The sequence below is a fragment of the Mycobacterium sp. NGS59 genome, from assembly GCF_059812345.1.
In genome coordinates this window covers 152624-172017 of record NZ_JCALCN010000007.1, presented here as the reverse complement: position 1 = coordinate 172017, position 19394 = coordinate 152624, and the positions used below count along the sequence as shown (strand labels likewise).

General features: G+C 66.5%; 19 protein-coding genes. 6 read left to right on the top strand and 13 right to left on the bottom strand.

What is annotated here, in order from left to right; genetic code table 11:
- Window positions 1-10: 10 nt before the first annotated feature.
- Entirely contained in the window at window positions 11-1027 is a 1017-nt protein-coding gene (locus tag AC5Y46_RS10985; protein ID WP_499940937.1) for an LLM class F420-dependent oxidoreductase, read from the bottom strand.
- A 72-nt stretch (window positions 1028-1099) separates the two neighbouring features.
- Here AC5Y46_RS10985 and AC5Y46_RS10980 point away from each other — a divergent pair, with 72 nt between their 5' ends.
- Entirely contained in the window at window positions 1100-2596 is a 1497-nt protein-coding gene (locus AC5Y46_RS10980; protein WP_499940939.1) for an acyl-CoA carboxylase subunit beta, read from the top strand.
- Window positions 2597-2722: 126 nt separating this feature from the next.
- Here AC5Y46_RS10980 and AC5Y46_RS10975 read toward each other — a convergent pair whose 3' ends face one another.
- The 3 genes from AC5Y46_RS10975 to AC5Y46_RS10965 are packed head-to-tail and all read right to left on the bottom strand — an operon-like array spanning window position 2723 to window position 5651.
- The gene (locus tag AC5Y46_RS10975) at window positions 2723-3811 is read right to left on the bottom strand and encodes a PHB depolymerase family esterase (protein ID WP_499940941.1); all 1089 of its coding nucleotides are present in this window, start codon (window positions 3809-3811) and stop codon (window positions 2723-2725) included.
- A gap of 10 nt (window positions 3812-3821) precedes the next feature.
- Window positions 3822-5429, bottom strand: a complete 1608-nt coding sequence (locus AC5Y46_RS10970) for a flavin-containing monooxygenase (RefSeq protein WP_499940943.1) — start codon at window positions 5427-5429, stop codon at window positions 3822-3824.
- A 3-nt stretch (window positions 5430-5432) separates the two neighbouring features.
- Window positions 5433-5651, bottom strand: a complete 219-nt coding sequence (locus AC5Y46_RS10965; RefSeq protein ID WP_499940945.1) for a nuclear transport factor 2 family protein — start codon at window positions 5649-5651, stop codon at window positions 5433-5435.
- Between the two features lie 93 nt (window positions 5652-5744).
- On the opposite strand from AC5Y46_RS10965, the gene AC5Y46_RS10960 reads away from it, so the two are divergent.
- Window positions 5745-6776 carry a Rieske 2Fe-2S domain-containing protein gene (locus AC5Y46_RS10960; RefSeq protein WP_499940947.1) on the top strand — a complete coding sequence of 344 codons (1032 nt, stop codon included), beginning with the start codon at window positions 5745-5747 and terminating at the stop codon, window positions 6774-6776.
- A gap of 78 nt (window positions 6777-6854) precedes the next feature.
- On the top strand, window positions 6855-8501 hold the full coding sequence (locus tag AC5Y46_RS10955) for an acyl-CoA synthetase (protein ID WP_499940949.1): 1647 nt from the start codon (window positions 6855-6857) through the stop codon (window positions 8499-8501).
- Here the strand turns inward: AC5Y46_RS10955 and AC5Y46_RS10950 are convergent.
- Complete coding sequence (locus tag AC5Y46_RS10950) at window positions 8483-9415, bottom strand: SDR family oxidoreductase (protein ID WP_499940950.1); 933 nt, start codon at window positions 9413-9415, stop codon at window positions 8483-8485. The genes AC5Y46_RS10955 and AC5Y46_RS10950 overlap by 19 nt on opposite strands.
- The gene (locus AC5Y46_RS10945; RefSeq protein WP_499941385.1) at window positions 9403-10455 is read right to left on the bottom strand and encodes an LLM class F420-dependent oxidoreductase; all 1053 of its coding nucleotides are present in this window, start codon (window positions 10453-10455) and stop codon (window positions 9403-9405) included. Before AC5Y46_RS10945 ends, AC5Y46_RS10950 begins: the two co-directional genes overlap by 13 nt.
- A 65-nt stretch (window positions 10456-10520) precedes the next feature.
- On the opposite strand from AC5Y46_RS10945, the gene AC5Y46_RS10940 reads away from it, so the two are divergent.
- A complete protein-coding gene (locus AC5Y46_RS10940) occupies window positions 10521-10910 on the top strand; it encodes a lipocalin-like domain-containing protein (RefSeq protein ID WP_499940952.1) in 390 nt (129 codons plus the stop codon).
- On the opposite strand, the gene AC5Y46_RS10935 is transcribed toward AC5Y46_RS10940, so the two are convergent.
- Window positions 10907-12109, bottom strand: coding sequence for a cytochrome P450 (locus tag AC5Y46_RS10935; RefSeq protein ID WP_499940954.1), 1203 nt, complete (start codon window positions 12107-12109; stop codon window positions 10907-10909). The genes AC5Y46_RS10940 and AC5Y46_RS10935 overlap by 4 nt on opposite strands.
- Complete coding sequence (locus AC5Y46_RS10930; protein WP_499940955.1) at window positions 12106-12243, bottom strand: hypothetical protein; 138 nt, start codon at window positions 12241-12243, stop codon at window positions 12106-12108. Before AC5Y46_RS10930 ends, AC5Y46_RS10935 begins: the two co-directional genes overlap by 4 nt.
- Before the next feature lie 77 nt (window positions 12244-12320).
- Between AC5Y46_RS10930 and AC5Y46_RS10925 the strand changes: the two genes are divergently transcribed.
- Window positions 12321-13466 carry a thiolase family protein gene (locus tag AC5Y46_RS10925; protein WP_499940957.1) on the top strand — a complete coding sequence of 382 codons (1146 nt, stop codon included), beginning with the start codon at window positions 12321-12323 and terminating at the stop codon, window positions 13464-13466.
- A gap of 48 nt (window positions 13467-13514) precedes the next feature.
- On the opposite strand, the gene AC5Y46_RS10920 is transcribed toward AC5Y46_RS10925, so the two are convergent.
- The gene (locus AC5Y46_RS10920) at window positions 13515-14267 is read right to left on the bottom strand and encodes a YoaK family protein (RefSeq protein WP_499940959.1); all 753 of its coding nucleotides are present in this window, start codon (window positions 14265-14267) and stop codon (window positions 13515-13517) included.
- A 187-nt stretch (window positions 14268-14454) separates the two neighbouring features.
- On the opposite strand from AC5Y46_RS10920, the gene AC5Y46_RS10915 reads away from it, so the two are divergent.
- Window positions 14455-14703, top strand: coding sequence for a hypothetical protein (locus AC5Y46_RS10915; protein WP_499940961.1), 249 nt, complete (start codon window positions 14455-14457; stop codon window positions 14701-14703).
- Here the strand turns inward: AC5Y46_RS10915 and AC5Y46_RS10910 are convergent.
- Genes AC5Y46_RS10910 through AC5Y46_RS10895 form a run of 4 tightly spaced genes read right to left on the bottom strand, consistent with a single transcriptional unit; the run spans window position 14700 to window position 19389 of the window.
- Entirely contained in the window at window positions 14700-15893 is a 1194-nt protein-coding gene (locus AC5Y46_RS10910) for an acyl-CoA dehydrogenase family protein (protein WP_499940963.1), read from the bottom strand. The two genes, AC5Y46_RS10915 and AC5Y46_RS10910, sit on opposite strands and share 4 nt — an antisense overlap.
- A gap of 4 nt (window positions 15894-15897) precedes the next feature.
- A complete protein-coding gene (locus AC5Y46_RS10905) occupies window positions 15898-16935 on the bottom strand; it encodes an acyl-CoA dehydrogenase family protein (protein ID WP_499940965.1) in 1038 nt (345 codons plus the stop codon).
- A complete protein-coding gene (locus tag AC5Y46_RS10900; RefSeq protein WP_499940967.1) occupies window positions 16922-17767 on the bottom strand; it encodes an amidohydrolase family protein in 846 nt (281 codons plus the stop codon). The genes AC5Y46_RS10905 and AC5Y46_RS10900 overlap by 14 nt, the downstream gene beginning before the upstream one ends.
- The gene (locus tag AC5Y46_RS10895; protein WP_499940969.1) at window positions 17764-19389 is read right to left on the bottom strand and encodes an acyl-CoA synthetase; all 1626 of its coding nucleotides are present in this window, start codon (window positions 19387-19389) and stop codon (window positions 17764-17766) included. The genes AC5Y46_RS10900 and AC5Y46_RS10895 overlap by 4 nt, the downstream gene beginning before the upstream one ends.
- Window positions 19390-19394 lie beyond the last annotated feature (5 nt).

The window sequence follows — 19394 nt, the reverse complement described above, 5'->3', positions numbered from 1 at the left end:
GGTGTGCTCATCAGCGAAATTCCTTCAGTGCGGCGTTGATACAGTCCTGGGAAGCGGCATAGAAGATCGGCCACACCCGATCGGCGAGGCCATCGCAGCGGCTGCGCAGGGCGGCGGCGATCTCGTCGACCGGCCCCACCACTGCCAGAGTGTTGAGGATCTCGTCGTCGACCAGCGAGGCCATCGCGTCCCATTCGCCCTGCTTGGACATCCGGTGTAGCTCGGTGTGCAGGTCGCCCCAGCCGTGCAGGTCCAGAACCGGGCGATACGCCGGTGTGGACCCGTAGAACGCAATCTGCTTGCGGGCGGCCGAGATTGCGGTGGCCAACTCCTCTTCGTTTGTGCCGGTCGCCACCATCACTTCGGCGGCGACCTCGATGTCGGCGCGGTCTCGGCCCGAGCGCTGCAGACCGCGCTGCAGCACCGGCAACGTCACCTCCGCGAGGTACCGCTTCGACACCATCGGGTGACCGACGTGACCGTCTGCGACCTCGCCGCACATTTCGGTCATCGCCTCCCCGACCGCCGCCAGGAAAATCCTCGGCGGCGGGTGCGGCATCGGCTCCGGGGTGAACATCGGCGTCATCAGCTTGTGCGTGTAGAACTCGCCTTCGAACTGCAGCCGCTCGCCACCCTTCCAGGTCGACCAGATCGCTTGCAGCGCCGCGACGAACTCACGCATCCGGCGGGCGGGATGACTCCACGGCATGCCGAACCGCTTCTCGATATGCGGTCGGATCTGAGTGCCGAGGCCCAGGATGAATCGTCCCTGGGAGTACGCCTGCAGATCCCAGCCCACGTTGGCGACGGTCATCGGACTGCGCGCGAACGCCACCGCGATGTTGGTGCCGAGTTCGATGCGCGACGTGTGCTCGGCGGCCAGCAGCAACGGCAGGAACGGGTCGTGGCTGGTTTCCGCCGTCCAGCCTCCGGCATAGCCGTTACGTTCCAGAGCGACGGCGGCCTCGACCGTCCGGTCCAGTCTGGCTGGGATGCCTCCGTCGATCTTGAGGCCCCCACGCGACATGAGGGAAAAGTTACAGTAAGCAATTCGGTAGGGTCAACGTCACGCCCGGCAGCACCCACTACAGTAACCAGGATGGGCAAGCCCGAGGATTGGGACGAGACCCTCGCGGACCTCGACCGACGTCGACAGCACGCGTGGGCGATGGGCGGACCGGAGCGTCTCGACAAGCACCGCGGCAAGGGCAAATTGGACGCACGCGCCCGAATCGAGCGGCTGCTGGACCCCGGCACGTTCCGGGAAATCGGCACCCTGGTCGGAGGTGACACAGCCGCCGACGCCATCGTCACCGGCTCCGGCCTGATCGACGGCGCACCGGTGATGGTGGGCGCCGAGGACTTCACCACCCTGGCCGGCAGCATCGGGCCGGGCGGAAACTCCAAACGCCACCGGATCGCCGAACTGGCGCTGCGCAACAAGGTGCCCATGGTGATGTTGCTCGACGGCGCCGGCTTCCGCCCGACCGGCGGGCACTACGGGCGCAGTCCCACCGACCTGCTCGCCCAGACGCAGTGTTCGGGGCGGGTTCCCACGGTGGCCGCGGTGCTCGGGCCGTCCGCCGGACACGGTGCCCTGGTCGCCCCGGTGTGCGACTTCCGGATCATGAGCCGAAACGGCACCATCTTCACCGCGGGTCCGCCGGTCGTCAAAGAGTCGACGGGCGAAGACATTTCGAAAGAAGACCTGGGCGGCCCCTCGGTCGCGCTGCCCAGCGGGGTGATCCACAACGTCGGCGAGGACGACGAGGCCGTGCTCGACGACATCCGGCGCTATCTGTCGTATTTCCCGTCCAGCGCGTGGTCGTACCCGCCGTCCCTGGAACCCGACGAAAACTCCGAACCCCGGCCGACGCCGGAGTTGCTGAGCATCGTGTCCCGCGACAACCGCCGGGTCTACGACATGCGGGCGGTGCTCGACGTGGTGTTCGACCGCCCGGACTGGTTCGAGATTCAACCGGCGTTCGGCAAGGCGATCATCTGCGCGTTGGCGCACCTCGGCGGGCACCCGGTCGCCGTCGTCGCCAATCAGCCGCAGGTGTTGGCCGGGTCTATCGATGCCGACGCAGCCGACAAGGCGGCACATTTCATCCTGGTGGCCGATTCGTTCCACCTGCCGATCGTGTTCCTGGCCGACAATCCGGGGATGCTGCCGGGCAGCCGTTCGGAGAGCCAGGGGGTACTGCGCAGCGGGGCGCGGATGTTCGCCGCGCAGACCGCGGCGACGACCATCAAGCTGCACGTGACGCTGCGCAAGGCGTACGGCTTCGGCTCAATGGTGATGTCGTTGCTCGGATTCGACCAGCAGACAGCCACTTTCGCCTATCCCGGTGCCACCATGGGGGCGATGAGCGCGGCTGCGCTGACCCGCGCCTCGCACGCCGGTGAGGACCTGTCCACCAAGCTGCGCAACGCCGAACTGCAGGCGTCCTATCGCTCGGCCGCGAACATGGGGTTCGACGAGCTCATCGATCCGCGCGAGACGCGCGACGCGCTGCTCGATGCGTTGCGGCGGGGGCTGTCCACGCGGCAGGCGGTCGCCGAGCCCGTGCTTCGCACCGTGATCCTGCCGTAGGCCTGCTGACGCGAGCCGCTTGTGGCGCGAGCCGCTTGTGGCGCGAGTGTCCTCAAATGCACGGCAATACGGCGCTTTCACCGGCATTTTGGGGACCCTCGCGCAGAGCGCAAGCCGTTACGAGGGCTACACAAGCACTTCGCGCAGGAACCGCTCGGAGACCGCCTGCACGCGACGCGAGAAGATGTGACTGACATGGCCCCCGGCATACCAGTACAGCTGGCCACCCCACTTCTCCTGCAACACCAGCGCGGGCTCTAGCATCGCCATTCGGTCGTGCCGCGCGGCAACGATCAACCGCCGGTTCGGTGGTGGCGCCGGGTCGGCCTGCAGTGGATCGATCACCGAGGTCAGCTGTGAAACCGCGTCGGACCGCAGCAATCTCCGGTAGTCGCTGCGCGACGCACCCGACCTGCCCAGGTGGCGGGCGATCATCGAGTTGAGCCCCAGGATCGGCGTGTAGAGCGCGACCGCGTCGACGTCCCGCTCGAGGTGGGAAACCAGCGCTGCCACCGGGCTGCCCATCGACACCCCGGCTACCACGACGGCGGTCGCCTGCCTGCGCGCCCAGCGCACTATGGCACGGATCTCCGACACCGAGCGCATCATGCCCGCGACGTTGCCCAGCGGATCCATGTCCGGATACGCCGGCCAATGCCCGCGCCGGCTGCCGTGGCCGGGTTGCACCGGCATCGCGACGTTGTATCCCAATCCGCGGTGGATCCGGTTGATGCGCGACAGGAGCATGTCTTCCGCACCGCCCTGGCCGGCGCCGTGGATCCAGATCAGCCAGGGACGCGGACCGTCTCGGTGCCGCACCAGGTGTACCGCGGCTCGTGACGGGCCGCCGAAGTTCTGCTCGACCAGGGTCCGCGGCAGCGCGGGTTCGTGCTCGAATGTCATCCGCTCATAGTTCAACCCGGCGATACGCCGGCGCCTGATGCCGTGCACCCGCAACGGCGCCGGGTCGCCGTGCGCCCCGTCGATGCCCAGCGCCGACAACTCCTCGGCCGCCGCGGCGCACGTCTGCGGTGATCGCACCGTCTTGAACACACCGTTGTTGAGAATCGAAAAGCTGGTCAGCACAAACTCGTCCAGGAACACCTCGCCGAACTGACGTACCCCGAGCGGACCACCCCGGACGCCGGCCACCGTACGCGGCAGCATCAGGCTCAACTCCCGGGTTATGCCCAGTCCGCGCGTTGCCAAAGACACGACCAATCACCTACCTCAGTTCGAACCCGGTGTACCCGGCGGCCGCGATCTCGTCGCACCGACGGCGGTATTCGGGGATGCCGCCGGTATACCCCATGTACATCCGCTTCTTACCGGGAACATTGCCGCCGTTGTACCAGGAGTTGCAGGACGGGTGAACCAGCACCGTCGGCGCCACGAGTGACGTGGCATGGTCTATCCACTCCTGCTGCGCGCTGTCCAGCGCCTCGATGGCGCGGATTCCATTGGCCCGCAGGTGGGCTATGCAGTCGCCGATCCACTCCACGTGCTGCTCCAGCGCCGCCACGAAATTGGTTGCCGCGCTGGGGCTGCCGGGGCCCTGCACGGTGAACAGGTTGGGAAAGCCGGCGACCGCCAGCCCGAGATAGGACAGTGGGCCCTGCTCCGCCCAGAAATCACGCAGCGACACCCCGTCGCGACCGCGAATGTCGATGCGGCTCAACGCACCTGTCATCGCGTCGAATCCGGTGGCGTAGATGATCACGTCCAGTTCGTGGTCCGCATCCACGGTCCGGATGCCAGCCGACGTCACTTCCCGGATCGGGTCGTCGCGCAGGTCGACCAGTGTGACGTTGTCCCGATTGAACGTTTCGTAATAGCCCTGGTCGATGATCGGGCGCTTGCAGGCGAACGGATGTCGGGGCACGAGGGCGGCGGCGGTCCGGGGATCTTCAACGATGCGGGCCACGGCTTCGCCGTAGAGCTGGGCGGCCGTCCGGTTGGCCTCGATGTCGAAGAAGACGTCGCTCCAATTCAGTGCGCCCAGCACGCCGTTCTCCTCAATGGCCTGCAGCCGCTGCTCGCGGGTTGCCGATTTCAGCGCCGGGCTGGTCAGCATCTCCAGCAGCACCGAGAACGCGCTCAACCGTGCCGCACCGATCGGGTGCGCGCGCTGGGCGGCGCGGATCTCGCCGTAACGCGCTTTCATCTCGTCCAGCTCACCGGGTTCGAACCGGTGCACGCGCCACGGCAGTGTGTAGGGTGCCGAACGCTGAAATACGGTCAGCTGCTGAGCTTCCCGAGCCACCACCGGAATGAGTTGGACTCCGGTGGACCCGGTGCCGATGACGCCGACCCGCTTTCCGGTCAGATCGAAACCCTCGCGCGGCCAGCGGCTGGTATACAGCGAGGTTCCGGCGAAAGACGCCATCCCTGCGATATCGGGCTCCAGTGGGACCGAGAGAATGCCCGATGCCGCCACCACGAACGGCGCCGTGAGCGTCTCCCCCGCTTCAGTCCGTACCATCCACACCGCGGCTTCCTCGTCGAAGTCCATCGCGATGACCTTGGTGTTGAACGCGATGTCGCGACGCAGGTCCAACCGGTCGGCGACGAAGTTCAGGTAGGCCTCGATCTCGGGCTGGGCCGGCATCGACTCCGTCCAAACCCATTCCTGCTGAATCTCTTCGGAGAAGCTGTAGGAGTATTCGATGCTCTCGATGTCACACCGCGCGCCGGGATACCGGTTGACCAGCCAGGTGCCGCCGACTCCGTCAGCCATCTCGAGCACCCGGGCCCGCAGCCCCAACTCACGCAGTCGATGCAACATGTACAGCCCGGAGAACCCGGCGCCGATCACCAGAACTTCAAGATCCACCGGTCACCCGCCCAGCACAGCGAAATTGTCCAGACCGACCAGGGGCGGCGCCGTCTGCGGATCGGCTGCGCCGGTGCCCACAGCCATGTCGAGCGTCACGTCGTCGGTGAACACGCCGCGCCAGGAATCCAGGTCCGTGGTGCCCAGAAACCGGCAATAGCGTGCCTTGAGCTGCCGAATCGCCCCGAATTCGTCAGCTCCCCGCAAGCCATCCTCGGCCATAGAGCTCCTTGCCGCGCTGGACGATGTATCGCCGGTCTGCTGAAATCTATACTGTAAAGCATTAAGTATCAGCCGTTGTCGAAAGGCACTGACGTGAAGGTCCCGTTCACCTGGAAGGTCACCGGGTGGTTCATGATCGGGTGGTCCCCCGAATTCCCGGTGGGTGAGGTTCGCCCGCTGCGGTACTTCGGCGAGGACCTGGTCGCCTATCGTGACGAGTCCGGCGCCCTGCATGTGCTGGAAGCCCACTGCAAACACCTGGGCGCCCATCTGGGCCACGGCGGCACGGTGGTGGGCGACTGCGTCCAGTGCCCGTTTCACGGGTGGCGTTGGGGACCCGACGGCACCAACCGCTACATCCCGTATCAGCCGGACCGGCCGAACCGTGCGCTGACGCTGAAGGTGTATCCGGTGCAGGAGCAGTACGACTGCGTGTTCGTCTGGCATCATCCGGACGGCAAGGAGCCGCAGTGGGAGATGCCCGACATTTTCCGCAAATTCCCGCAGTTCGAGACCGACCCGTCGGCCTATTACCGCGCCTACCCGGAGTTCTCCCGGCGCGCCGAGCGCGAACCGGTGCACCCGCAGATCGTCGCCGAAAATGCCCCGGACAGTGCGCATTTCGAGTATGTGCACCACGCCACCGTCACGCCGCGGGTGCTGGACTACAAGATCGTCGAGCACGAATGGCAGTTCACCGCGGGCTGGCCGGACGCGCGCAGCGACGACCCCGACGACCTGGCGTTGGTGTTTCACAGCCACCTGTTCGGGCTCGGCGGTGCGATCAGCGTTTTCGAGGGCGCGCAGAACCATCGGCTGATCTTCACCTGCACGCCGGTCGACGACGAGACTTCGGATCTGTTCTACTCGATCTGGTGGCCCCGCGTCCCGGGCGACGAGTCCCCCGTACCGGAGGGCAAGCTGCGTGACCTGATCGAAAAGCAGTTCCTGTCCACCGTTTTCGACGACCTGCAGATCTGGCGCTATCAGAAGTACGTGGAGCGTCCGGCGCTGTCCAAGACCGACGCGAAAGGGTATATGGCGCTCCGGAAATGGGCGACTCAGTTCTATGACGTGCCGCCGCGCGTCGATGCCGCAGCCGGCCTGCTACCCCACCAACCCTGAGGCCGCGAGCAGACACAGAATCGCACTGCGGCACACTCATTCGTGCGATTCTCTGTCTGCTCGGCGGAAAGGACTCTCGTGCCCGGCACCGAATTCACCGTTCCCGATGTAGTGGCCGCCGTCGCGGCCGCGATTCCCGACCGCGACCTGGTCATTCAGGGGGACCGCCGGTTCAGCTACGCGCAAATCCTCGAGCGGTCCAACCGCCTTGCCGACTATCTGCATTCCCGCGGGCTGGGCTGCCACACCGAACGCTCCGCGCTGGCCGGCCACGAAGCCGGGCAGGACCTACTCGGGATCTATGCCTACAACGGCAACGAGTTCGTCGAGACGTTGCTCGGCTCGTTCGCGGCCCGGGTCGCCCCGTTCAACGTCAACTTCCGCTATGTCAAGCAAGAGCTGCAGTATCTGCTGGCCGACGCCGGTGCCACCGCGCTGGTCTACCACGCCGCGTTCGCGCCCCGGGTGGCCGAAATCCTGCCGGACCTGCCTGACCTGAAGGTGCTGATTCAGATCGCTGACGACTCGGGCAACGAATTGCTCGACGGCGCAGTCGATTACGAGGAAGCGCTGGCATCGGCCAGTCCGGACGCGCCACCGGTGCAGCACTCCCCCGACGATCTGTACGTGCTCTACACCGGCGGCACGACGGGCATGCCGAAAGGCGTGCTGTGGCGCCAGGCCGACATCTTCATGACCTCCTTCGGCGGCCGCGACCTGGTCACCGGTCAGCCGGTCGGTTCCGTCGACGACGTGGTGGCCCGGGTGACGGCCGGGCCGGGCACCAAGCTGATGGTATTGCCGCCGTTGATGCACGGGGCGGCGCAGTGGAGTGTGATGACGGCGTTGACCACCGGGCAGTCGGTGGTGTTCCCCTCGACGGTCGAGCGCCTGGACACCGAGGAGGTGGTGCGCACCGTCGAACGCGAGAAGGTCCTGGTGGTGACGGTTGTCGGTGATGCGATTGCAAGGCCGCTGGTCGCCGCCATCGAGAAGGGGATCGCCGACGTATCGTCGCTGGCCGTGGTCGCCAACGGCGGAGCGCTGTTGACGCCGTACGTCAAGCAAAAACTGATCGAGGTGCTGCCCAACGCGATCATCATCGACGGCGTCGGGTCCTCCGAAACCGGCGCGCAGATGCACCACATGTCCATGTCCGGTGCGGTGTCGACGGGCACCTTCAACGCCGGGCCGGACACGTTCGTGGCGGCCGAGGATCTGAGCTCGATCCTGCCGAAGGGTCACGACGGACTCGGGTGGCTGGCGCAACGCGGGTATGTTCCGTTGGGCTACAAGGGCGATGCCACCAAGACCGCGGCGACCTTCCCGGTCATCGACGACGTCCGCTATGCGATCCCCGGTGACCGGGCCCGGCATCGCGAGGACGGCCACATCGAACTGCTGGGCCGCGACTCGGTGACCATCAATTCCGGCGGCGAGAAGATCTTCGCCGAGGAAGTGGAAACCGCGGTGGCTTCCCATCCGGCCGTCGCCGACGTGGTGGTCGCCGGACGTCCCAGCGAACGGTGGGGTCAGGAAGTGGTGGCGGTGGTGGCATTGGCCGAGGGAGCCGTGACCGACGCTGACGAGTTGATCGCGCACGCCGCAAACTCGTTGGCGCGCTACAAACTTCCCAAAGCGATCGTCTTCCGCGATGTCATCCAGCGCAGCCCCTCGGGCAAGGCGGACTACCGATGGGCGCGGGCTCAGGCCGAGGATTCGTAGCCCGCATCGAGCGTCACGCTGGCGCGACGCTCGTCGCCCGATGCCACGCTGGCGTGACGCTCGACGGCCTCATCCACCACGCCGACCGCCGACTGTGCCCGCCGTTCGTAGGACGCCCGTGCGGCATGGTCGATGTCGTCGAGGAACAGTCTGTCCGCGCCGATCCTCTTGTTGAACCAGCGCCTCCCCCGCGCACCCAGCATCGCCACCACCGGACCGACGAACCGGGTCGGCTGCGGGAGCGCCACGTGGGTCCGGGGTTTGTCCAGCGCGCCAACGATCGCCGCGGCCACCACGTCGGGCTTGACCGGTTTGCCGATGCCCGACGCCTTCGTCCCGGCGATCAAGTCGGTCTGGGCGAAGGGCGGCATCACCACGGTGACATCCACACCGCGGGAGGCGAATTCGTCGGCCAGCGCCACGCTGAGTCCGACCACACCGAATTTGGTCGCGGCGTAGACGACCTGTCCCGGGATGGCCATCACGCCGGCCATCGACGCGATGTTGACGATGTGGCCGCGCCGGCGCGCCGCCATCTCGGGCAACACCAGCTGGCACCCGTTGAGCACTCCGTAGAGGTTGACCTCGATGGAGGACCGGATGGCTTGCGGCGTCTGGTCGACGAACGAGCCCACCGGCATCACTCCGGCATTGTTGATCAGCACGTCGATGCGTCCGCCGCCGTCGGCCCTGGCCCGGTCGAGAAACCCGGCGAAGGAGTCGCGGTCGGAGACGTCGAGCAGGTGACCGCAAACCGCACCCCCCGTCGCCGCGACGGCCGCGTCCAGCGCCGCACCGTCCCGGTCGCCGATCACCACCTGCGCACCGCGCGCCAATAACGCTGTCGCAGTGGCGAATCCGATGCCGCGGGCGCCGCCGGTGACGACCACCGTTCTGCCTCTCACCCTGTCCATGGCTGAACCTCCTGGCGCAACTGATCGAGGATCGACACGATTGTGCCCCGCGGCAGGCAGGCGGGGAAGGCCGGCAGCACGCGATCGACCGCACCTGCGCAGCGGGTGCGCAGCGCGGCGGCCAACTCGTCGACGGGCGCGACGACGGCGAACGCGTCCAGCACGTCGTCGTCGATCAAAGTGCCCATGGCATCCCATTCGCCTTGTCGGGACAGACGGTGCAGTTCGGTGTGCAGCTCCGCCCAGCCGTGCAGCTCGAGCACTTTCAGATACGCCGGCGTCGAGCCGTAGAAGGCGATCTGCTTTCGGATTCCCGCTGCGGCACCGGCCATCTCGGCTTCGGTGCGGCCTGTCACGACGAAGACCGGGCAGGACACCGCGACGTCGGCACATTCACGTCCGGCACGCCGGATCCCGCGCTGCAACGCCGGCAGGGTCACCTCGTCCAGGAAGCGCCGGGTGGTGAACGCGTGAGCGATTAGGCCGTCGGCGACCTCACCGCACATCTCGGTCATCACCGCCCCGACCGCGGCCACGAAAACCTTTGGCAGCGCGCAGGTCAAGGGCTCGGGGATGAACATCGGCGTCATCAGCTGGTGCGTGTAGAAGTCGCCTTCGAAGCTCAACCGGCTGCCGTGCTGCCAGCAATCCCAGATGGCCCGCAGCGCCGCGACGAACTCCCGCATCCTGGCCACCGGCCGGCTCCACGGCATGCCGAACCGCTTCTCGATGTGCGGCCGGATCTGAGTGCCCAGGCCGAGGATGAACCGGCCGCCGGAGTAGGACTGCAGATCCCACGCCACGTTGGCGACCGTCATCGGGTTACGCGCGAACGCCACCGCGATGCTGGTGCCCAGTTCGAGAGTCGAGGTGTGTTCGGCAGCCAACAGCATGGGCAGGAACGGGTCGTGGTTGATCTCCCCGGTCCAGCCGCCGTCGTAGCCACGGCCTTCCAGTTCGGCCGCCGCGGGGGGCACCCGGGTCAGCTCCATGGGGATGCCGCCGTCGATCTTGATCCGGGAGCCGGATCCGGCGATCATCGCCGCAGACACCCACAGCTCATGAGCGTGGACGTTACTGTAATCGATTCGGTAGGGTCAACCGGGTGAGTGAGTTACGGCAGGCACTGTTGGGCGGTTGGCTGTTGGAGTCGTTCGTCTCGCGCTACCCGGACAGCGATGAACTGCGGCACCCGTTCGGTGAGCATCCCTCGGGGCTGATCCTCTACACCGCCGACGGTCACATGTCCGCACAGCTGACCTCGGGGCCGGACGGCGAATTCGTCTCCTACGGCGGCAGGTTCGACGTCGACGATGCCGCGGCGACGGTGCGTCATCTGGTGCTGGTGTCGACGATGCCAGAGTTGTTGCAGCAGCCGCAGATCCGGCAGGCACGCATCGACGGCGACCGGTTGACGCTGTCGGCGTCCCAGACCTCCGCCCGCGGCAAAGCCGTTCACAGCACGCTGGTTTGGCGACGGGACCCGGCGGTTTAGAGCACCCGCACCGGCACGTTGCTCCAGCCCGCCACGTTCTGCATGTTGACCCGCTTACAACCGGCCCAGTTCACTTCGTAGCGCGGCATGAAGTCCAGCATGCGCTCCAATGCGATCACGCTCTCCAACCGCGCGAGGGCGGCCCCCAGGCAGCTGTGGATGCCGTAGCCCAATCCCAGATTCTGCGCCTGGGTGCGGTCGCGCTCCATGTCGAAGGTGTCCGGGTCGGTCCAGGCCTGCTCGTCGCGGTTGGCCGACGCACCCACCAGGAAAACCGGTTTGCCGGCCGGAATAGTCACGCCGTGCAACGTGACATCGCGGGTGGAGCGCCGCACGTTGTACTGTGCGGGCGCCTCGTAGCGCAGCAGTTCTTCCACGGCCAGCGGGATCTTGCTGCGGTCGTCCAACAGTTTCTGCCACTGGCCCGGAAACCTGGCGAACACCACCGCGGCGTTGCCCAGCAGCTTGGTCACGGTCTCGGCGCCGGCGCCGCCCAAAAGCGTTGCGAATTCGGTGATCTCGATGTTGGTCAGCGGTGCCATCTCGCCGTCGTCGCGTTCGATCTCGGCCTCGATCAGCCGGCTCAGCAGATCCTCACCGAGGTTGTCGCGACGTTTCTTGGTCAGCCGGTAGTAGTAGATGGCCATGTCAACGGCCGACTTCTGTCCCACCTCACCCATCTCGACCTCGCCGGGGCCGCGGTGCAGCAGATCGTCGATCCACAGCCGGATCTGCTGGCGGTCCTGCTCCGGAACGCCTTGCAGTGTCGTCATCACGTCGACCGGGAACAGTGCGGAGAAGTCCTGCACGAAGTCGAAACCCGTTGGGTCGACGGCGGACAGGTGCTTGTCCACCAACTCCGCCACCAGAGGCCGCAGTGCCTGGATCGCGCGCGGGGTGAACACCTTGTTGAGCAGACCCCGCATGCGGCGGTGCGCGGGCGGGTCCATGGCGATGATCGACCCGTGTTCGGTCACGTGCCCTTTGCGAACCTGGGCGAGGTCCACCCCGTAGGCCGACGAGTACGTCGTGTAGTCCTTGAAGGCGGCCGCCACATCCTGGTGGCGGGTCAGTGCATAGAAGTCGTACTCCTGGCTGTAATAGACCGGAGCTTCCTCGCGCATGCGGCGGTAGATCTCGTAGGGACTGTTGAAGAAATCCTCGGAGAACGGGTCGAATACCACCGTCGCCGTAGTCATGGCTTCGGTCCCTGCCGTGTCAGCAGGACCCGCATCCCGTCGTCGAGGACGGTTTCGGCATTGCCGACAGGCAACGCGTCCAACTTGCCCACGTGGCGCAACCTCTCCCCGGTCCACACATTCGGAACGATCAACGGTAATGGTTACAGTAGTATAGACAAGTCGTCGGGCATAGGTTTCCCTCCTTTCGGGGCAGGAAGGGTGTTGCGAAGTGAACGAGGTTGCCATCATCGGGGTAGGTCTCCACCCCTTCGGCCGGTTCGAGGGCAAGTCCGCGATGCAGATGGGTGTGGACGCCATCGTCGCCGCGGTCGCCGACGCCGGCGTGCAGTGGCGCGACATCCAGGCCGCCACCGGTGGCAGCTGGACGGTGGCCAACCCGGACGCGATCGTCGGGATGGTGGGGCTGTCCGGCATTCCGTTCACCAACGTCTTCAATGCGTGCGCCACCGCGGCCAGTGCCGCCAAGGCCTGCGCCGACGGAATTCGCCTGGGGGACTACGACATCGGCATTGCCGTCGGCCTGGACAAGCACCCGCGGGGCGCGTTCACCGAGGATCCGGCGCTGGTGGGCATGCCCCGCTGGTACGCCGAGAACGGCCAGTACCTCACCACGCAATTTTTCGGCATGAAGGCCAACCGGTACCTGCACGACCATGCCATCTCCCAGCGCACCCTGGCCAGGGTGGCCGCCAAGAACTTCCGCAACGGCGTGCTCAACCCGAACGCATTCCGCCGCAAGCCGATTGAGGAGGACGACATCCTCAACTCGACGATGCTGAATTATCCGCTCACCCAGTACATGTTCTGCGCGCCGGACGAGGGCGCGGCGGCGGTGGTGATGTGCCGGGCCGACCTCGCACACCGCTACTGCGACAAGCCGGTCTACCTGAGGTCGGTCGAGGTGCGGACCCGCAAATACGGGGCTTACGAGGTGAACACCACATTCGCACCGGTCGAGGAGGACGTCTCACCCACCGTCTATGCCGCCCGTGCCGCGTTCGAGAAGGCCGGGGTCAGCCCCGACGACGTCGACGTGATCCAGTTGCAGGACACCGACGCCGGCGCGGAGATCATCCACATGGCCGAATGCGGCTTCTGCGCCGACGGAGATCAGGAGAAGCTGCTGGCCGACGGCGCCACCGAGATCGGCGGCTCGATGCCGGTCAACACCGACGGCGGATTGATCGCCAACGGCGAGCCGATCGGCGCTTCGGGTCTGCGCCAGATCCACGAGATCGTCCGGCAACTGCGCGGCCAGGCCGGTGACCGTCAGGTTCCGGGCGAACCCAAGGTCGGCTTCACCCAGTTGTACGGGGCGCCGGGCACCGCTGCCGCCAGCGTCCTGACCACCTAGCGATCCCAGCAGACGCAGAATCGCACGGACACAAGCGATTCGATGCGATTATGCGACTGCTCGCGCCGGCATGGGCTCGGCGCCGTGCAGCACCTTGGTCGCTGCGACAGCCACGCACATCGACGCCGGCACCAGCAGTGCGTGTCCGCCGAGCCAAGAGCCGGCCAACAACCCGGCTACCGCGCCGGTGAGAAACAGCAGCAGAGTCACCGTGAGGATCGCGACCTTCCACTTGTCGACCCCGTGTTTGCGGCTGCGGCCGAGCATGAGTCCCAGATCGGTGACGGTGCCGGTGAAATGAGTGGTGCGGACCGACATGCCGCGGTAGCTCGACGTGAGGCCGTTCTGCAGACCGAGGGCCGCCGCGGCCAGCAACGCCTGTACCGCGGTCTCCTCGATGCCCAGCGCGGAGATCTGCGCCCGCACCGCGGCCAGTTCCACTCCCCCGGCGGCAAGTAGCAGCAACGCCGCCTCGATGATCAGCACGAGGGCATGTCCTTTGGTTTTGGCGGCGTGGGTGTGGCCGAGCAATGTCCCGGCGACGGCCGCCCCCAGCAGGAACCCCAGCAGGATCCCGGCCAGCACGTGGGTTTCGTAGAGCCAGGGATGGGCGGTGTCCATCCCCAGCTGGGTGGTGACCCCGGTGAGGTTGCCGACCGGCACGGCGAAGACGAGCAGCGCGACCGCGTTGACGAAGCCGGCGGTCAGCGCGAGTGCCGCGCAATAACCGAGCAGGCGTCCGCGGGAATGGGATGCGTCGGGGTCAGGCTGTTGAACGTTCGGAATGGCGTCCGTAGTCATTCGTGGAATCTCCAGGTCTGTCGGCCGTGATCTCGTGCGCTGACAGCAATGCTGGACGCCCCGCTTTGGAGGATTCTCAAAGGATTCTTGGCGGTCGACGACTTGGGGCCCCAGGCCATGTCCCGGCGACGACCCGTTACGGACCGTGTGACAGGTCACTATCGGTCAGTCGGCTACCGTCGACGGCATGGCTGAAATCTCCGGAAACGATCGCATCGACGACGTCGCCCCCGGCGATATCATCGCCGTCGACCGCGGCTCGGGCGAAGAGTCCCACAAAGTGGTGTTCAAGGACGCCACCGACACCGGATACCTCGTCACGTTCGAAGGCGACGAAGGGGAAACGTTCCAGGTCGATTTTGCGGCGGGCAGCACTGTCAAGAGGTCGCTGGCAGCGAAATGGGAATCGGGGCAGAGTCCCACCCCGCAGGTCTAGGACACCTTCGTGGCGGGCGGCGCGTAAGCCGGCTTGCCCAGCCCCAGCACATGCTGGGCGATCATATTGCGGAACACCTCCAGGGTGCCGCCGTAGATGCCGGCCAGCGGGGCGAATCGGTAGAGATACTCCGACGTCCCGTCGTCGGCCGCACCGTCGGTCTCGATCGGCAGCACCGAGGCGGGTCCGGAGATGTCCATCAGGTCGGGTCCGATGTCACGCATGGTCTGCGCCTGCGCGACCCGACCGAAGATGCTGGGCGTGGACAGCGCCGCCTCCAACCGGGCCGCGCTGCGCCCGAGCCGGTAGGCCACCGACCCGTCGTCGATCCGGCGCTTCCCATCCGGACCCGGGGCGCCGACGTTGGCCGCGACGGCGTCGACCGCGGCGGACATGAAACCGGTCTGATGCGCCATGATCGCGACGTCCTGCAGGCCGTCGGGCGCCGCGGAGACCGCGCCGTGCTCGGCGTCCAGCGGCCCGCGCAGCACGGTCCAGCCGCCGTTGACCTCACCGAGTAGGTACTTGTCGTCGACCCGGACGTCGCTGTAGTACACGATGTTGGTCCGGTCGCCGTCGACGGTACGGATGCCCTGGATCTCGATGCCGGGCAGGTCGAGGGGAACCAGAAACATGGTGAGGCTCTTGTGTTTCCGGGCGTCTGGATCGGTGTTGGTGATCAGGAACACGTACTGGCAGTTGTGCGCGCCGGTGGTGAACATCTTGGATCCGTTAATCACCCATTGGTCGCCGTCGCGTATCGCCCGCGTCTTGCACGTCGCGACGTCGGACCCGCCTTCAGGTTCGGTGTAGCCCAGGCACATTCGCACTTCACCGGTGAAGACTTTGGGCATGACCTCCTCGACGAGTTCGGGCTTGCCGAACGCGGCCACGGCCCGGGCCACCATCGCGGTGGTACCCCAGGTCACCCATGGCGTGTGCACGCGGCGCTTTTCCAGCTCCCAGATGCGACGCCGGACCCGGCTGAAACCGCCCTCGCTGGACGGCGTCCACTCCTTCTGCAGGTAGCCGGCCGCGCCGATCGCCAGATGCACGGCTTCGTCGAAGTTGTCCCCGGTGTCGCGGTCACGCCGGCGCACATCGTCGGTGACGTGTTCGGCCAGAAAGGCACGCACCTCGGCCAGGAAGGCCTGGTCGTCGTCTTCCAGGTCTACAAGTGTGAAATCCATTGTGTCAGGCGCTTTCCCGCTCGGCTACGAGCTGTCCGATCTGTTTGGCGGTGATGCCCGGATCGCCGCCGGCCAGCGCCCAGCCGCGGGCCCGCACCAGGTACGCGGTCGCGGCGGCCTCCACGGAGACCCCGAGCCCGCCCTGGATGTGCGTTGCCATGGTGGCCGCTTTGGGCGCTTCTTCGGCCATGAACACGAACGCGCACCCGGGCAGTTCGGGACGCACGTCGGGCTCGTTGTCCAGGTACCAGGCGGCACGGCGGGCCAGGTTGCGACCGCCCTGCACCACGATCGCCATGTTGGCCAACGGATGTGAGATCGCCTGCAGGGTCGAGATCGGGACGCCAAGTGTGTAGCGCGATTTCGCGAACTCGGCGGCGATCGTCATGGTCTGCTCGATCAGGCCGGTCAGCGCCGCCGCGGTCAGCACCCGCCACTCGTCGACCGCCCGGCGGTAGGCCGTGACCGCCTCCGGGCCGGAACCCAGCACCGTCCGCGAATCCGCGGTGCCGGGGTCCACCCAGGCCATCGGCAGCTGCCCCAGGTTGGGCACCCGCGCCGGCCGGGTGGCGAACCTGAGCAGCACCACGTCGTCACCGTCGGCGACGATCAAGGCGTCGGCGATGGCCGCCGAAGCGATAAGGCGGGAGCCCGCAACGGGTTCCGGTGCGATGTCGAGCCCGAGGATACGGTTGCCCTCGACGACGTCCGTCTCGACGCCGCCCAGCCGTTCCGCGAGCCGCGCGGCACAGACATGCTCGATCCACGGCACCGGGGCAAGCGCGCGGCCCAGCTCTTCGGCGACCAACGCGAGATCCACCAGCGTCGCGCCGTCACCGCCGACGTCTTCACCAACCGCCATCGAGGTGGCACCCGTCGCGCACAGTCGCTCCCACAGGCTCTTGTCGAACCCGGATTCTTGTGCGGCCCAAACCGTCTCGATGGGACAGTGGGTTTCCAAGAGTTGCCGGTAGGCGGCCTGCAGCGCTTTATGGTCGTCGGTCAAGCTGTAGTCGATCCGGCGCAGTTCATAGCGATCCATCGGTGCTCCTGAAGAAGAATTCGTCGGCGTTGTTGTAAAGGTAGTTGTCCAGGACGTCCGCGGGCAGGTCGAGGGCGTTGGCTTCCGGCACCACCCGATGCTGGCGCAGCACCGGCCAGTCGGAGGCGAAGATCACCTTGTTCGGCCCACGCGTACGCATGTAGTGGATCAAGCTGTCCGGCAACCGTTTCGGCGACCACGCTGATGTCATCAGGCGCAGGTTGCGGTACTTGATCAGCATCCTGATCGCGACGTCCCACCACGGATCCGCACCGTGGATCATGCACAGCTTCAACTCCGGGAACCGCACACAGACCCGGTCCAGGTGGATCGGGTTCTGCACCTCGCCGGGAATCGGCGGTCCGGGGAGGCCGGTGTTGACGCAGAGCGGCAGCTCGATCTCGGCGCATTTGGCGTACAGGGGGTAATACACGGCGTCGCTCGGCGGATACATCCCGTCGGCCCAAAAACTCGGTCCCACAGCGGTGTAGGCGACCGGAAGGTCGGCGACCGTCGCGGTCAGCTCCCGCAGCGACGCCACCGGACGCAATAGGTTGACACCGCCGATCGCCAGGGCGAAGCGGTCCGGACGGGCTTCGGCGAACTTGCGTGCGGTGACCGAGGGCTTGACCAGATTGTCCATCAGGATGGCCTTCTGCACCCCGTGTTCGTCCATCTCGTCGAGGAGTTCGGTGAGGTCCACCGGGTCGAACATCGACTTGGGTCCCTTGAAGTAATCGTCGCGGACCCTCTTCATGAACTCCGGTTGTGTCTCGGTTTCCCCGAAGTGGACGTTGACCAGGCAGTCGATGACCTTGCGTGGTGGTGTCATTGCCGGGCCGTCCTCGCGGGTTCGGTGGCGTGCTGTTTGGCCCATCGATAGTCCGCCTTGCCGTTGCCCAGCCGGCGCACCCGGTCGACCACGATGAACGCCTTGGGCGTCTTGAATCGGGCCAGCGCGGCGCTACAGTGCGCGCGCAGCGCCTGCTCGTCATGCTCGGCCCCGTCGCGCAACTCGACCAGAGCCACCAGCTCCTGGCCCCAACGCTCGCTGTCCCGGCCGACCACCAGCGCGTCGGCGACGGCGGGGTTCGCGCGCAGCACCTCTTCGACCTCCTCGACGAACACCTTCTCCCCACCGGTGTTGACCACCAGGGAGTCTCGGCCGAACAGCCGAAGCGTGCCATCGTCGTCCACCGAAGCACGGTCACCCGATATCACCACTCGTTGCCCGTCCACCACCGGGAACGTCTTGGTGGTGGCGGCCTCGTCGTCGAAGTAGCCCAACGGAATTCGCCCGGCCCGGGCCACCCAGCCGATCTGCGCTTCACCCGGGTCGAGGAATCGGCTGTAGTCCTCGGCCAGCACGAGTCCGCCCGGCCTGATCGTGAAGGTGTCGACCTGAGTGCCCTGCCGGCTGTGGCCGTAACCCATGTTGCCGGTCTCAGAGGACCCGTAGCCGTTGATCAACGTGATGTGCGGCAGGTAACGCAGCAATGCCTGCTGATGTTTGACATTGGTAGCCGCCCCGCCGGTACCGATGGCGAACATGCTGGACAGGTCGTACTCGCGCCGGCCGAGTTCGTCCACCAGTGGCGCGGCGTACGCGTCGCCGACCATGGTCATCAGGCCGACCTTCTCGCGCTCGGCGGTCTCGAGCACCGTGACGGGGTCGAAGTTGCGTCGGGTGTCGTACAGAACGACGGTCTGCCCGTTCAGGATCGCCGAGAAGGCCGTCCACAGCCCCGCCGCATGCATCAGCGGGGACACCGCGAACCACGGCGCGCCGGCGTTCTGCACCCGCTGATAGATCTCCTCGACGCCCGAATGGTCGTCGCCGTTCATCGACGCGACATACATGTCGGACTGCCGCCACATCACACCCTTGGGCCGTCCGGTCGTCCCGCCGGTGCAGATCATCAGCACGTCGTCCGGTCGCGGCGCATTCTCGTGATCGGAACCGCCTTGTGCCAGAGCGTCTTCCAGCGCGACGGCACCCGGCAAGTCGGGTAGGTCGCTCCCGTCGTCGATCGAGATCAGCAACTCGACATCGTCACCGGGCAGCACATCGGCGAACTTTGCGCCCAGCGCGCGGTGGTAGATGACGCCGCGGGGCTTGACGTAGGCCAGCAGGTCGGCGACTTCCCGCGGCGTGTAGTAGTGGTTCACGTTGACCGGCACCACCCGGGCCTTCAGGCACGCGATGACCATGTCGGGATACAGGTCGTTGTGCATGATCAGCGCGACGCGGTCCTGCCCGCACTCCCAATTGCCCAGCGCGTCCCGTTCGGTATGCGCGCCGAAACCGTTGTCCGCCAGATAGTTCGCCAGTCGGCGGGTACGTTCCGTGGACTCGGCGAAGGTACTGCGGCGGTCGCCGCAGATCGTCATCAGCCGATCGGGCACGGCATCGGCGACCGCGTCGAGCACCGATCCGATCGTCCACTCGCCCATCGGAT